Here is a 13708-nt window from a genome sequence, read left to right on the forward strand (position 1 = left end):
GCGGCGGGCGTCGTTTTGATCAGGCGGATCATCCTTGAAATGAGGACTGGAGTTGGCGATGAAACCTTCGGCTGCGCTTGTTCACCGGCATGCAGACATACGCGAGGCTGTGAGCCGTTTTCGCAGTTCAAACCCCCGCGTCTTCGGGTCCGTGCTTCATGGCACGGACCAGGATGGTAGTGATCTCGACATATTGGTCGATGCCTTGCCCGGGGCAACATTGTTTGACTTGGGGGGTACAGCTCGCTCTTGAGGATTTGCTCGGCGTGCCGGTTGATGTGCTGACGCCCAGTGACCTGCCAGCCAGATTCCGGGATAAGGTGCTCGCCGAGGCCATGCCAATATGAGCGAAGCCGAGAGGACGGATGGATTGTCCGATGTCAGCCTGTCTCGTCTGGCCGATGATCTGGATCACATTCGGCAAGCCGCCAAGGACGCTTGTCACTTTGTCGAGGGTATGAGCAAGCAAGACTTTCTCGCCGACAAGCGCAAGCACCTGCTGGCTGACATGATCGCACAGTGCGATCTCAAGGCGGCACCGCCTGCTGACTTGGCGCTCTGGGACGTGGCGTGCCCCGTTGGGAACGAGGTGGACTTGCTCCGTTGCCGGGGTAATCATCTAGATTCTATGTGGCATATCGCCGGCGCGTGTGAACACGTGACAGATGGAGTCGCTAGCTGCCTCATTTACGTCTGCAACATAGTCGACGGTATCGATTCTACGGCCGGAGAAGATAAATCGGCTCTTCGTGAGCATCCCAAGCCCCTGGGGGCGCCCGGCGTTTGCGAAGAAACGATCTTTGGGCTACAAGGTGAACGGCAGTGCCGAGATGACCGACAAGTCATTGGTGCGAGCCTGCGGCGTTGTAGGACGCCGTGAGGTGAGCCCGCTCGTGAGCATGGTCCGGGAATCGTCGGCGACAGTGGTGAGCACAGCGATGTGCATCCCGTTTGAGAGATCGAGTCGAATTCGACGACTCCCATGGCGCTGCCGTTCGTTGACAATCTTGGAGCAAACGATGGCGATGCGCAAGCGAGATGATGATCTGGTCTTCCCCAACGCGGCGGGTATCGACGTAGGAGGGTCGAGCCACTGGGTGGCGGTACCCCGGCAAGCCTGCGACGAACCGGTGCGCGAGTTCGGTGCGATGACCGACGATCTGCACGCCATGGCCGACTGGCTGCTCGCGTGTGGGGTCGACACCGTGGCGCTGGAGTCCACCGGGGTGTACTGGATCCCGGTGTTCGAGGTGCTGGAGCAACGCGGCTTGACGGTGTTTTTGGTCGATGCGCGGCAGATGAAGTATGTGCCTGGGCGCAAGAGCGATGTGCAGGACTGCCAGTGGTTGCAGAAGTTGATGAGCCTGGGGTTCTTGCGCGCGGCGTTCCGCCCGACCGATGAGGTCTGTGTGGTGCGTGCCGTGGCCCGTCAGCGCGACGTGCTCTTGGCCGAGCAGGCCAGTTGGGTGCAGCGCATGCAAAAGGCGCTGGTGCAGATGAACATCCAGCTCACCGAGGTTCTGACCGATGTCATGGGACTGACGGGACAAGCCATCATCCGCGCCATCGTCGCTGGCGAGCGCGACCCCAAGACGCTGGCCCGGTATCGCAACGCTCGTGTCAAGGCCAGTGAGACGGAGATTGCCAAGGCCTTGACGGGCAATTGGCGCGATGAGCACCTGTTCGTGCTGCGCCAGGCGCTGGCGATGTATGACGACATTGCCCGGCACCTGGGCGAATGCGACGCCAAGCTGCAAGGACTGCTGAGCCAGCTTGGCGCGGCCAAGGTCGATCTGGGCAAGACGCCTCGTGCAGGCAGCAAGCTGCGCGCGCAGTTCGACGCACGCCAGATTCTGGCCAACTGGGCCGGCGTCGATCTCACGCGCATCAACGGCCTGGGTCTGGCTGCGGTGATGAAGATCCTCTCGGAGGTCGGCCCCAACCTGAGTCGCTTTGCCAACGTCAAGCACTTCTGTTCTTGGTTGGGGCTGTGTCCGGGCACGAAGATCAGCGGCGGCAAGGTGCTGTCAGCCAAGACCCGGCGATCCGCCAATCGGGTCAGGCAGGCGCTGAAGATGGCCGCGATGAGCCTGTCGCACAGCGACTCGGCCCTCGGCGCGTTCTACCGCCGCTTGTCGGGCCGCATGGACAAGCCGCGTGCCAATACCGCCACCGCGCACAAGCTGGCGCGCATGGTGTATTTCATGCTGACGCGTGGCGAGGCGTTCGTCGATCAAGGCCAGCAGCGCTATGAAGATCAGCAGCGCGAGCGCTCAATCGTCGCCCTCAAGCGCCGCGCCGCTGCCCTTGGCTTCCAGATCCATCCAAACCCGGTGCCAGCATGAAACCGGCCTTCAACCCATTTTGTTTCTTGAGAGGTGGCGCCACATCTTTTGCCAGCGACGGTCTATAACCATGCAGTTTTATGATGAGGTGGCGCTTGGATATGAGTCGGGTTGGGTTGGCGCTGCTGCATCGTCGAATAGCCACGCACAGTGCGTCCGGACCCAAATCTCGATGGATTTCATTTCAGGCGCTGAAAGCGTCTTGCAAATAGCCTTGGCCAAATGCCGTCCATCCATCGATTTTTTGACCCGTCGAAGAGCCTGGCTCGCATCGTCTTGATTTTGAGTCGACAAAACCTTGAACAGCGCGGCCGCTTGGTGTAAATCCTTTTTACGCTTGGCGGCAAAAGCTGCCGGACGCATCGCGGCTACTGCCAGCTTGTGCCACATGAAGCGCGCCGGCTCTGGCACGTTCACAAGCGCACCATAGGGTGCCAAGGCAGCAGCTTGTTGGGTGGCATTGACGAGATAGTCAAGAAATGGCAGCGGCTGGGCATGAATGCCGGAGGGCAGCTTGATCGGCGTGTCCTCGTCGATGCGGCCTGGTGTCAGAAAGTCGATATGAACATCCTGGCCTCTGACCTTGAGTGACACCTCGGCATGGCGTCGGTTGAGTTGCGGTACGGCAAAAAGCTTGGGTTCCCACGCAAACAGATCCTGCTCGATGTCCATTTGCGTGACAGCAAGGCTGTACCGCGAAAAGGAAAGATCCAAGTCATTCGTTAGCACAGCCGGGTGCTCGCGATAACCGAGCATGTTGAGGATGACACCATAAGCCGGGGTTCCGATCATCACGCATCCGGATCGAAAGACGCCGATACGCTCCAGCACTTGCAGAGCGCCAGCGGCTGCTCTGGTGGGTGCAATGTAGCCTGACTGAACAAGTGCCTTGACCAAAGCCATCCGCTGAACGGCCTCAGCCCGTGCGTCTTCGTCTTCGAGCCGGGCGAGAGTCCGTTGCACGGTGGTGTCAGCCGCTGCCCCGATGTAATGCTGGACCTGGATGCCCCTGGGGTCGGTGTACTGTGCATACCAGTAGGTCGCACCATGAATGATTTTTGAGACGGCGCGGACGTCTCCGGTTGCAGCAAATCCGTCGCCAGGATAGGGGGACGACTGGCAGATTTGCAGCAACTGGGCGTAGAGCGTCTGGATCGCAAGGGGATGTTCGCGCATGGCTGATCTTTATACTTGAAAATCGTATAGTTAAGTATAAATGAGGACCGCCAGCGCATCGGTCAACATTGACTCGGCGCGAACAAACAGGATAAGGCTGCAGTATGGGACAACTCATGCGTAGCACCGTAAGAATCCCCCGTCTTCGCGCCAGTGAGGATGTCAAAGCCATGCAGGTTGTGGCGGCCGCAGCCATAGCGATGGGCGAGGTCTTCGGGGTAGGTGTCTTGAACATGTGCTTTCACGTTGTTGGGGTCAGCTTGCGTGGCATGCTGCTTCGGTTCAGGCCCCCGTCGAGTTCGGGCAATGCCCGTTCAGCCCAAGGTAAAGAGCTCCTTGAGTTCTGCGTTCCCAAGCTGGCCGATCCAGCGCTCACCCGTGCCGACCGTCAGATCCGCCAGTTCGCGCTTGCTCTGGATCATGGCATTGATACGCTCTTCGAACGTCGCCCGGGTGATCAGGCGGTGCACCTGCACATTGCGCTGCTGCCCGATGCGATAAGCCCGATCCGTGGCTTGGGTTTCTACCGCAGGGTTCCACCACAGATCAAAATGAATCACGTTCGAGGCCGCTGTCAGGTTCAGGCCCGTGCCGCCGGCCTTGAGCGAGAGCAGGAAGACACGCTCGGTGCAATCGTTCTGAAACCGCTCCACCAGGGTGTCGCGCCTGGCGCGGGCCACGCCTCCATGCAGGTACAGCGGCTCGCGGCCATGGCGGTCCTTGAGCCACTGGCGCAGGATGGCGCCCATCTCCCGGAACTGGGTGAACACCAAGACCTTCTCGTGGCTGGCGTGGATGGCGTCGACGAGTTCCAGGAAGCGCTCGGCCTTGCCTGAGAGGCTCGAGTCCGTAGAGCCCTGCTTGAGGTATTGGGCCGGATGGTTGCAGATTTGCTTCAAGGCCAGAATCATCTGCAGCACCAGTCCCTGGCGCTTGAAGGTGTCGGACTCGCCGGCAATCACCCGCAGTCCTTCCTTGACCACCGATGCATACAAGGCGGCCTGGGTTTTGGACAAGGCGCAGTACTGATCCTGTTCGATCTTGGCCGGCAGGTCCTGGATGATGCGTGAATCGGACTTCAGGCGCCGCAGCAGAAAAGGGGCCGTGACCCGTTTGAAACGCCCCAGAACAAGCTGATCGCGATGCGTCTGAATCGGCACTCCGTACTCTTTCGTGAAATGCGCCAGCGTTCCCAGATAGCCACGACAGGCAAAGTCCATGATGCTCCAGTACTCCGACAGTCGGTTCTCCACCGGGGTGCCGCTCATGGCGATGAAGGTCCGCGCTGCAATGGCCTTCACCGCCTTGGTCTGGGCAGCCGCCGGGTTCTTGATGTTCTGCGCCTCGTCCACCACCAACAGATGCCAGGCCATGGCCTTGAGCGTGGCCGTCTCGGCGCGCACGACGCCATAGGTTGTGAGCAAGACATCTGGACGGTCTGCTTTGAGTTCCCGCTTGGCCCCATGGAACACAGCCACCGTCAGCTCAGGCGCAAACCGGGAGATTTCCTTCTGCCAGTTGGTGAGCAGGCTGGTGGGCATCACCACCAGTACCTTGGCGGCCTCCAGGGCTCCTTCATCCTTGAGACGCTGCAGCGTGGTGATGACTTGCAGAGTCTTACCCAGGCCCATATCGTCGGCTAGCACACTGCCCAGACCAGCCCGAGCGTTGCGGTACAGCCAAGCATAGCCTCGTTCTTGATACGGACGCAGGGTGGCGTGGATGGAAGCGGGCAACGCGACATCGCCAGCGTCGAGCAAGGTCCGGATGATCCCTTGCGCCTCGGCATCCAGTCCCAGGGTGGCGCCGGCGTACTCACCCGCGAGTGCTGCGCGCAGCAATTCCGCGCCGGTGGGCCTGGGCGGTTTGGCGAGTTGTGCGCGCAGACGCTCCATGGCGCCGGGGTCAAGCACAACATACTGCCCCTTGAAGCGGATCATGCCCGCGGCGCTGCCGACCAACCTGTCGAACTCGTGGTGGGTGAGTTGATGCTCCCCCACCGCAACGGTCCAGTCGAACTTGAAGAGATCGTCCATGCCGAAGAAGCTGTTGCCCGCCTGGGTTTTGCCGCTCACGCGCATCGACAAACGCGGCCGCAGCACTTGGTCCAGCGCCTTGGGGAGCAGGGCACGCATGCCCAGCAGCCGAATGATGGGCAGGGTGTCGAACAAGAAGGACGGCAGATCCGATGCCGCCAGTTCGAGTGGAGTCTTGGCGCCGCTGCGGACATAGGTATTGAGCGGCGGAAAGAACTCCGCCAGCATCGCCACCGTTTGCAGCACGGCGTAACGCTCCTGGGTCCAGTCCGGATGCTGGAGCACCGTGGCCAGTGGCACCGGCTCCTGCATCACAGCCGATACAGACTCAATGGCCACCGACAGGGTCAGATCGGCTGCTTTGCGCGAGGCTTCCTGCAGAACGAGCAGGGGAGCGTGGCGCCTTTGAGCCAGATGCAAACGCGAGAGCCAGGACTGGATGCTGCCGGGGATGGCGCTTTCGCCAGGGCCGTCGAGGTGCGCGCGTCCCGTGGCGAAGAACAAGGACCGGATCGCATCCATCGATTGGGGCGGCTCGACCCAGGCCTTCACGTACAGGTCGAGCATGAGGCTGCACAAGGTGATCGCCTGGGTCAGAGGGGTGAGCGTGAGCTTGCGCCGCCCTTGACGAAACGCCAGCAGACCCTCGGGCAGTCTGGTGGCGATCTGCTGCAGCAGTTGACGCACCAACGGGTCGAGTTGCGCGGGAACCCAGCGTAAGCACGTGGAGCCGTCACTCCGTGTGAAGACCTCCGGGATCACCGCCCCGCGTGCCAGCAGATGCAAGGCGAACAGGCGCAATTCGAACAAGGCTGCGACCTCCGCTTGCAGGTCAGGAAGTCGCTCCGGGTTCAGACTTCCCAGAGCTTGCAATAAACCATCCCAACCGGAGACGGCATCCAGCCCCTTGAGTGTCGGGGTGTAGGAGGCGTCCAGTTCGAGGCGAGGCCGGTCCGGTGGCAGCAACGGGCTTGCCGATGCGGCGTCGGCATCGGGCATCGCGGTCAAGGCACGCTGTGCCGTTTTGGCCACCTGGCGCATGGCGCGCTGCATCTCTTCCCGAAAATCCCCAGGCGCCGAAAAAGCAGGCTGCGCGGGCAGCACCCGAAGCAGCGAATCGGTCAGATCGGGCAGGGCCGAGAAGTCCAGGGGGGCGAACGGGTCGATCGTGTCAGCCTCGTCCACCAGCCTGGAGTGCGCGTCGGGTGGATCCTGCAGCAGCAGGAGATCGGCAACCGAAGGCAGAGTGACGGCCGCTTGCGCATCGATGTGGATGCCGCGGGCTTTGAGGGCGCCCACCAGATCCACGCCGCGCAGCGCAAACACCCGAAACGGGTCGCCATCGATGTCCCGGCTCAGAATGTAGATCACCGCCGCCAGATGTTTGCAGGGTACGGCCCAGTCGGGGCAGGAGCAGTGCATGTCCAGGTCTTGCCAGCGTGTGGGAAACACGGCGATTCCCAAACTGTGTGCCAGTTCAAGCACGGCGGGGTCGAGCTCCCGGTTCAGCAAGCGGGCGATCAAAGCCGGATTGTCTGCGACGCCGTCCAGCAGTCGTGCGGCGTCGGCTTGGGCAAGAGGTGGGACACTCAGACTGATGGCGTAAGGTCGAGGGCGACTTCCTTGAACCTGGGCGTGGATCTCACCACCATTGACCACGAGATGCTTGACGGCTCCTTTGTTGGCGTAGGTGCGCCCACGTGGCAGTCGGTTGTCATAGTCAAGGTGGGTCAGTGCCTGCAGCCATTGCCGCCCCCACCAGGTCAAGCCATAGGTTGGTCGCGCCATCGGTGAGCTTGAACGTGATTGATCGGAAAAACGTGGAAAGAGTGACCTGGCGGGTCAAACAGCAATTCCTTCAGCTTGTTTCCGCACCTGATGCGCCACCGCCGCGAGCAGCAAGCCCAGCATCACCACGAAAAACCGCCCTTCGTTCACATCCAGCAGCAGGGAGTTGAACAGGCTGCCCACGGCGATGGTGACGATCACGCCTTGCAGGGCGTCGCGCTCGATGACGGGCAGCTTCAGGCCGTCGCGCCATGCGGCAATGCCCATGCCAAGCAGGAGCGCGAGGCCAATGATGCCGAGTTGCACCGTGGTGCTGAGGTATTCGTTGTGGGGGTTGACGGCGTCCAGCGTGTTGGTTCCAGCCACGAGCTTGGCGTACTCCTCGTGCAGGCTGCCGGTGCCGGTGCCGAGGATGGGGTGCTGCGCGATGAGTCGCAAGCTGTTGCGCCAGAACTGCAGGCGCAAACCGAGTGAATTGGTGTCCAGATTGCCCTCTCGGGTGCGCTCGAACTGCTTGTACTGCTGGATGTTGCTCACGGCCTGCTCCAGCCGCAGCTTGGCCACCGGAAAGGCCGTGAACGCCACCCCAGCCAGCACGACGGCGGCCACGCTGCCGATCACGAGCCCGCGCAACCTGAAGCGCTGCCAGGCCAGCAGCACGATGAGGGCGAACACGACGACATAGCCGGTGCGGGCGATGTTGATGTAGAGCAGATCGAATGCCATCCACGCCGCCACGAGCACCCACAGCCAGCGCCAGCGGCCAGGCTCGAACGCCTTGCGGGCGAAGAAGTAGGCGGCGAAGGCCACGATGGTGCCGAAGTGGATATGGCCTTGCACCACGGACTCATGCGAGCGCGTGGGCACCCAGTTGAAGAACCGGGCATACGACAGGGCCGTGGCGATGACCGCGCCCAGCAGAAAAGCGTTGATGGCGCGGCGGCGCCAGCGTGGGTCCATCAGCGCCATGATCAGCACCGGCACGAGCAGCAGTTTGGCGTACTTGCCCATGAAGTTGCTCACCCCATGCCCGGTGCCGGCGCTGTAGGTGGTGCCGATGACGAACATCAGCAGCAGGGCCGTGGCCCACATGGCCGTAGGCACGGCACGCCAGCGCTGAAACTGTTCGCCCCAGCGGCCGCTGAGCAGCCAGGCGAGCAGCAGCAGGACGGTGGCGACGGACCCCAGCGCGGTGGGCAGGGGCAGCGTGAAGGCCATGAGCACGGCCGCAAGATCGACCAGGCGCCAGCGGCTGGTGGCGAGTGTGGGTTGCGCGGGGGCTTGTTGGGTCATGGGGTGATCGCGGTGGGCTCAGGCCATTGTTTGTCGGCTCTGGCGATGGTCAGCGTTGGCAGCAGGCCCGAAGCGGGGTGCGAAGCTCCCCCTCCCAGCCTCCCCCACCCGTGGGGGAGGAGAGAACGGCGCTGCGCGAACTGGAGAGATGCCCCTCCCAGCCTCCCCTGTCCCCTCCATGGCCGAGGAGGGGCCTGCTCCCTCCCCATGCATGGGGAGGGTTGGGGTGGGGAAGGGTTCGAACCGTCACACATTGGGGAAGCATCACCCATGTGCAAGAGTTCAAGGCCCGCAGCACTTCGGCCCCACGCACGGCAACGGCACATCACCCCTGCTGAATCTCGATTTTCACTTCCAGCACTTCCAGCGAATCCTGGCGTTCGAGCTTGACCTGGATGTCGTTCTGATTGATTTTGACGTACTTGGAGATGACGGCGACGAGGTCGCGCTGCAGCGCCGGCAGGTAGTCGGCCGGCGCGCCCGAGACGCGCTCGTGGGCGAGGATGATCTGCAGCCGCTCCTTGGCGATGGACGCCGTTTTCTTCTTTTCGCCGAGCAGGAAAGACAGGATGGACATGGCGCTGTCTCCCATCAACGGCCGAACAGGCGCTTGATGAACCCAGGCTTCTGGTAGTCGGTGAAGCGCATGGGGCGCTCTTCGCCGAGGAAGCGGGCGATCACGTCCTGGTAGGCGCTGGCCACGTCGCTGTTGTCCAGATGGATGGCCGGCAGGCCCTGGTTGGAGGCCTGCAGCACGCTTTCGCTTTCGGGCACGACGCCGATGAGTTTGAGCCGCAGGATGTCCTGGATGTCTTCGATCGACAGCATCTCGCCTTCGGCCACGCGCTTGGCGTTGTAGCGGGTGATGAGCAGGTGCTCGCGGATGGGTTCGGCGCCGTCGATGGCGCGCTTGGTCTTGGAGCCGAGGATGCCGAGGATGCGGTCCGAGTCGCGTACCGACGAGACTTCCGGGTTGGTGACGATCAGCGCCTCGTCGGCGAAGTGCATGGCCAGCAGCGCGCCGCTCTCGATGCCCGCCGGGCTGTCGCACACGATGTAGGTGAAGCCCATCGTGTCCAGGTCCTTGAGCACCTTCTCCACGCCTTCCTTCGTCAGCGCGTCCTTGTCGCGGGTTTGCGAGGCGGGCAGCACGAACAGGTTGTCGCACTGCTTGTCCTTGATCAGCGCCTGGTTGAGGTTGGCCTCGCCCTGGATGACGTTGATGAAGTCGTACACCACGCGGCGCTCGCAGCCCATGATGAGGTCGAGGTTGCGCAGGCCGACGTCGAAGTCGATCACGGCGGTCTTATGGCCGCGCAGGGCCAGGCCGGTGGCGAAGGAGGCGCTGGTGGTGGTCTTGCCGACCCCGCCTTTGCCGGATGTGACGACGATGATTCTGGCCATGGTTGCTGGGTGTTGGTGGTTGAAGATTGGGGGCGGGGCGGCGGGATTACTTCAGTTTCAGCGCTTCGATGCGCAAGGCGTTGCCGTCCAGCAGCACATGCGCCGGCTTGCCCTTGATGCTGTCGGGCAGCGTCTGGTCGGCGGTGCGGTAAACGCCGGCGATGGCCACCAGCTCGGGCTCGAAGCAGGTGCTGAAAATGCGGGCGCCCTCGGCGCCGTGGGCGCCCGCCAGGGCGCGGCCGCGCAGCGGGGCATACACATGAATATTGCCGCCGGCAATGATCTCGGCGCCGTGGCTCACCACGTCGAGCACGATCAAGTCGCCCGGGGTGTACACACGCTGGCCCGAGCGCAAAGGCTTGTCGATCAGCAGGGTGGCGTGGGCGGGCGCGGCATGGGCCTGCGGCTGCGCTGCGCTTGCGGCGGCGGCAGGCTGCGCGGACGGTGGCGCGGTGCCGGGGGCGGCCGAGCCTGGCCGGGGGGCGGCCCGCGAGCTGTCGGCGGCTTCTGCGGCATCGGCCGCGGGCGGCTTGCGCGGCGCGGCGTGGGTGTCCAGCCGGGGCAGGGCGGCAGCGGCCCAGTCGGCCTGCGCGTCGTTGGCCACCACGCCAATCGGGCGCAGGCGCAACCCGGTGAGCCAGGTGGCCAGGGCGTTCACGTCCAGGCGGGCGTCGTCGTCCAGCCGGCGCAGGTCCAGCACCACGGCATCGCCGGCGAAAAACTCGGGCGCGGCGTCGAAGCGCTGCTGCAGTGCGGCCTGCAGCGCCGCCATGTCGGCGGTTTTCAGCGCCAGGTGCAGCGCGTCCACCGCTCCGGCGCGCAAGTCGAACAGGCTGGATTTGCGCGTGCTCATGGCTGGCCGCGCCGGGCGCGTGGCAAAGGGCGGAACGGGTGGGCGCAGTGCGACATCGCGGGCATCGAGACGGGCGTCCTTGAAGATCCGATGGGCAAAGGCTGCATGGTACTTGCACGAGCCGACGCAATTCGCCTATAACGCAGGGAGAAACTGCATGCTGACCCACGAACGACGAGACTGGAGACACGATGAACTGGACTACTCACGAAGTCGGCAATATGGTGGAGCCGCTGGCCGACTACAACCGCTACGCCACCGACCCCGCGCTGCGCGAGGGCGCACAGCGCGAAGGCGCGGCCTGGGCCGATGCCGCGCTGCTCGCCGTGGGTGCCGAGCTGGGCCGTGCCACGTTGCAGGAGCAGGCGCGCCTGGCCAACGTCTACGGTCCGGTGCTGCGTGACTTCGACCCGCAAGGCCGGCGCATCGACGCGGTGGACTTCCACCCCGCCTGGCACAGTCTCATGCGCGGCATTTTCCAGCGCGGCTTCCACAGCGCCGCCTGGGCCGAGCCGCGTCCCGGGGCGCATGTGGCGCGGGCGGCCGGCTACCTCATGCAGGGCCAGGTGGAGGCCGGCACGCTGTGCCCGACCACGATGACCTTTGCGTCCATTCCCATCCTGCGGCGCGAGCCGGCCCTCTGGGCGCAGCTCGAGCCCCACCTGTTCAGCCGCGAGTACGACCCCGCCGATGCGCCGCTGGCCGCCAAGCGCGGCATGTTGGTCGGCATGGGTCTGACCGAGAAGCAGGGCGGCTCCGACCTGCGCACCAACACCACGCTGGCGCGGCCGCTGGGCGCGGGCGGGCGTGGTGCGGAGTACGCCCTGGTCGGCCACAAGTGGTTTTTCTCGGCGCCGCAGTCCGACGCCCATCTGGTGCTGGCGCGCGATGGCAGCGACGCCCTGAGTTGTTTCTACGTTCCGCGCTGGCGGCCTGACGCCACGCGCAATGCGCTGCGCGCGCAGCGCCTGAAAGACAAGCTGGGCAACCGCTCCAATGCCAGCGCCGAAGTCGAGTTCCAGGACGCCTGGGGCTTGCTGGTGGGCGTGCCCGGGCGCGGCATTCCCATCCTCCTGGAAATGGCCACCTACACCCGGCTCGACAACGTGCTGGGCAGCACGGCGCTGCTGCGCGCCGCCCTGGTGCAGGCCATGCACCACGCGCGCCAGCGCAGCGCCTTCGGCAAACACCTGGCCGAGCAGCCCTTGATGCAGGCCGTGCTGGCCGACCTGGCGCTGGAAACCGAGGCCGCCACCACGCTGGCGCTGCGCCTCGCCGCGGCGTTTGACCGCGAGGAAAGCGCCTCCCGGGGGGCGGCTGCTGCGGAGCAGCGGCCTGGGGGCTCTAGCCTCCAACTGGAAGCCGCGATGCGCCGCATCCTCACCCCTGCGGCCAAGCTCTGGGTGTGCAAGCGCGCCATCGAGGCCGTGGGCGAGTGCATGGAGGTGCTGGGTGGCAGCGGCTATGTGGAGGAGCAGCCGCTGGCGCGCATGCTGCGCGAGACGCCGGTCAATTCCATCTGGGAAGGCTCGGGCAACGTCATGGCGCTGGACCTGCTGCGCGCCCTGCAGCGCGAGCCGCAAGCGGCGCAGGCCCTGCAGGATTGGCTGGCCGACGCCTCCCAGGGCGACGCCGCGCTGACCCGCGCCCTGGCGGCGCTGGACGCGCTGCGCATCGAGGCGCTGCGCGACCCGGCACAGGCCCGCGCCCTGGCGCAAGACCTGGTGCTGCTGGTGCAGGCCGTGCTGCTGCGCCAGCACGCGCCGACGTTCGTGGCCGACGCGTTCATCGCCAGCCGCCTGGGCTGCGCACGCGGCGGCCGCATCTTCGGCGTGCTGCCGCAGGGGGTGGACATGCTGGCGATCGTCGAGCGCGCATGGCCAGGGGTATGAGCAGGGCTTGGCCCGCGGCATCGACGCGAGGCCGCTGAGCGGCCAGACCCGAGCGCTCGCGGCTCAACCCGCTTGCAAGGACTCGATCAACGGGCAGGTGATGCTGCCGCCGTGGTTGGCGCAGCGTGCCACCAGTGTGCCGAGTGCCGACTCGATGCGCTGCAGATCGGCGAGCTTTTCGCGCACGTCGGCAAGCTTGGCTTCGGCGAGGTGGCGGGCGTCGTCGCAATGCGTGCCGTCTTGCAGGCGCAGCAAATCGGCCACCTGGTCGAGCGAAAAGCCCAGGCGCTGCGCGCTCTTGATGAAGCGCAGGCGCACCAGGTCCCTGGTGCCGTAGCGGCGAATGCTGCCGTAGCTCTTGTCCGGCGTGCCGAGCAGTCCACGGCGCTGGTAAAAGCGCACGGTTTCCACGTTCACCGCACCGGCGGCGGCCAGTTGTCCAATGCTCAAGTCTGTCTCAGATGTAAAAATTTGTGTCATTGCTTGTGTCCGTACTTAAGTACGGCACCACACTACCACCCTTGACGCATTCATACAAGGAGACCGATGGTGAACACGGACGTGAACCCCGCCCCGCAAGCCCCCCAGGGCAAGGCGGCGCTGCTGGCCAGCGGCCTGGCGGCCATTCTGGCGTCGAGCTGCTGCCTCGGGCCGTTGATTCTGGTGTCGCTGGGCGTGAGCGGTGCCTGGATCGGCGACCTCACGCTGCTCGAACCGTATCGGCCGTACTTCCTGGGTGCCGCGCTCGTCGCACTGGCGTTGGCGTACCGGCGCATGTTCCGGCCCGCCACCGCGTGCAAGCCTGGCGAGGTTTGCGCCCTGCCGGGTGTGCGCGTGACCTACAAGGTCGTGTTCTGGGTGGTGGTGGTGTTGATCGCCATCGCCTTCGCTTTCCCGTATGTCGCCCCATTCTTTTACTGA

At 64.4% G+C, this 13708-nt stretch carries 11 protein-coding genes and 1 pseudogene; 5 read left to right on the top strand and 7 right to left on the bottom strand.

Features of this window, described 5'->3' with window-relative positions:
* Positions 1 to 58: 58 nt before the first annotated feature.
* From THIX_RS08795 to THIX_RS08805, 3 genes and pseudogenes are all read left to right on the top strand, one after another.
* Positions 59 to 347, top strand: a pseudogene (locus THIX_RS08795) (nucleotidyltransferase family protein).
* Positions 344 to 880 carry a hypothetical protein gene (locus THIX_RS08800; protein WP_112485936.1) on the top strand — a complete coding sequence of 179 codons (537 nt, stop codon included), beginning with the start codon at positions 344 to 346 and terminating at the stop codon, positions 878 to 880. The pseudogene THIX_RS08795 and the gene THIX_RS08800 overlap by 4 nt, the downstream one beginning before the upstream one ends.
* Positions 881 to 1019: 139 nt before the next feature.
* A complete protein-coding gene (locus tag THIX_RS08805; protein WP_086558138.1) occupies positions 1020 to 2345 on the top strand; it encodes an IS110-like element ISCARN20 family transposase in 1326 nt (441 codons plus the stop codon).
* Between the two features lie 78 nt (positions 2346 to 2423).
* Here THIX_RS08805 and THIX_RS08810 read toward each other — a convergent pair whose 3' ends face one another.
* From THIX_RS08810 to minC, 6 genes are all read right to left on the bottom strand, one after another.
* Positions 2424 to 3521 (bottom strand): GSU2403 family nucleotidyltransferase fold protein, encoded by a 1098-nt coding sequence (locus THIX_RS08810; protein ID WP_112485937.1) that lies wholly within the window; start codon positions 3519 to 3521, stop codon positions 2424 to 2426.
* Positions 3522 to 3835: 314 nt separating this feature from the next.
* Positions 3836 to 7345, bottom strand: a complete 3510-nt coding sequence (locus THIX_RS08815; protein WP_112485938.1) for an SNF2-related protein — start codon at positions 7343 to 7345, stop codon at positions 3836 to 3838.
* Positions 7346 to 7399: 54 nt separating this feature from the next.
* Positions 7400 to 8638, bottom strand: coding sequence for an O-antigen ligase (locus THIX_RS08820; protein ID WP_112485939.1), 1239 nt, complete (start codon positions 8636 to 8638; stop codon positions 7400 to 7402).
* 325 nt (positions 8639 to 8963) lie between these two features.
* Positions 8964 to 9215, bottom strand: a complete 252-nt coding sequence (gene minE, locus THIX_RS08825; protein ID WP_112488270.1) for a cell division topological specificity factor MinE — start codon at positions 9213 to 9215, stop codon at positions 8964 to 8966.
* Between the two features lie 14 nt (positions 9216 to 9229).
* Positions 9230 to 10042, bottom strand: a complete 813-nt coding sequence (minD, locus tag THIX_RS08830) for a septum site-determining protein MinD (RefSeq protein WP_112485940.1) — start codon at positions 10040 to 10042, stop codon at positions 9230 to 9232.
* Between the two features lie 46 nt (positions 10043 to 10088).
* A complete protein-coding gene (gene minC, locus THIX_RS08835; protein WP_112485941.1) occupies positions 10089 to 10895 on the bottom strand; it encodes a septum site-determining protein MinC in 807 nt (268 codons plus the stop codon).
* A gap of 191 nt (positions 10896 to 11086) precedes the next feature.
* Between minC and THIX_RS08840 the strand changes: the two genes are divergently transcribed.
* Positions 11087 to 12787 carry an acyl-CoA dehydrogenase family protein gene (locus THIX_RS08840; protein WP_112485942.1) on the top strand — a complete coding sequence of 567 codons (1701 nt, stop codon included), beginning with the start codon at positions 11087 to 11089 and terminating at the stop codon, positions 12785 to 12787.
* Between the two features lie 63 nt (positions 12788 to 12850).
* On the opposite strand, the gene merR is transcribed toward THIX_RS08840, so the two are convergent.
* Positions 12851 to 13267: an Hg(II)-responsive transcriptional regulator gene (merR, locus tag THIX_RS08845; protein ID WP_112485943.1), complete on the bottom strand. Its 417-nt coding sequence runs from the start codon at positions 13265 to 13267 to the stop codon at positions 12851 to 12853.
* Between the two features lie 66 nt (positions 13268 to 13333).
* Between merR and merT the strand changes: the two genes are divergently transcribed.
* The gene (gene merT, locus THIX_RS08850; RefSeq protein ID WP_112485944.1) at positions 13334 to 13708 is read left to right on the top strand and encodes a mercuric ion transporter MerT; all 375 of its coding nucleotides are present in this window, start codon (positions 13334 to 13336) and stop codon (positions 13706 to 13708) included.

The organism is Thiomonas sp. X19 (genome assembly GCF_900089495.1).
GTDB lineage: Bacteria > Pseudomonadota > Gammaproteobacteria > Burkholderiales > Burkholderiaceae_C > Thiomonas_A.

Bases quoted from the DNA above. Each gene is read 5' to 3' on its own strand.
- THIX_RS08800 (WP_112485936.1), top strand. From the start codon at position 344: ATGAGCGAAGCCGAGAGGACGGATGGATTGTCCGATGTCAGCCTGTCT.
- THIX_RS08805 (WP_086558138.1), top strand. From the start codon at position 1,020: ATGGCGATGCGCAAGCGAGATGATGATCTGGTCTTCCCCAACGCGGCG.
- THIX_RS08810 (WP_112485937.1), bottom strand. From the start codon at position 3,521: ATGCGCGAACATCCCCTTGCGATCCAGACGCTCTACGCCCAGTTGCTG.
- THIX_RS08815 (WP_112485938.1), bottom strand. From the start codon at position 7,345: ATGGCGCGACCAACCTATGGCTTGACCTGGTGGGGGCGGCAATGGCTG.
- THIX_RS08820 (WP_112485939.1), bottom strand. From the start codon at position 8,638: ATGACCCAACAAGCCCCCGCGCAACCCACACTCGCCACCAGCCGCTGG.
- minE (WP_112488270.1), bottom strand. From the start codon at position 9,215: ATGTCCATCCTGTCTTTCCTGCTCGGCGAAAAGAAGAAAACGGCGTCC.
- minD (WP_112485940.1), bottom strand. From the start codon at position 10,042: ATGGCCAGAATCATCGTCGTCACATCCGGCAAAGGCGGGGTCGGCAAG.
- minC (WP_112485941.1), bottom strand. From the start codon at position 10,895: ATGAGCACGCGCAAATCCAGCCTGTTCGACTTGCGCGCCGGAGCGGTG.
- THIX_RS08840 (WP_112485942.1), top strand. From the start codon at position 11,087: ATGAACTGGACTACTCACGAAGTCGGCAATATGGTGGAGCCGCTGGCC.
- merR (WP_112485943.1), bottom strand. From the start codon at position 13,267: ATGACACAAATTTTTACATCTGAGACAGACTTGAGCATTGGACAACTG.
- merT (WP_112485944.1), top strand. From the start codon at position 13,334: ATGGTGAACACGGACGTGAACCCCGCCCCGCAAGCCCCCCAGGGCAAG.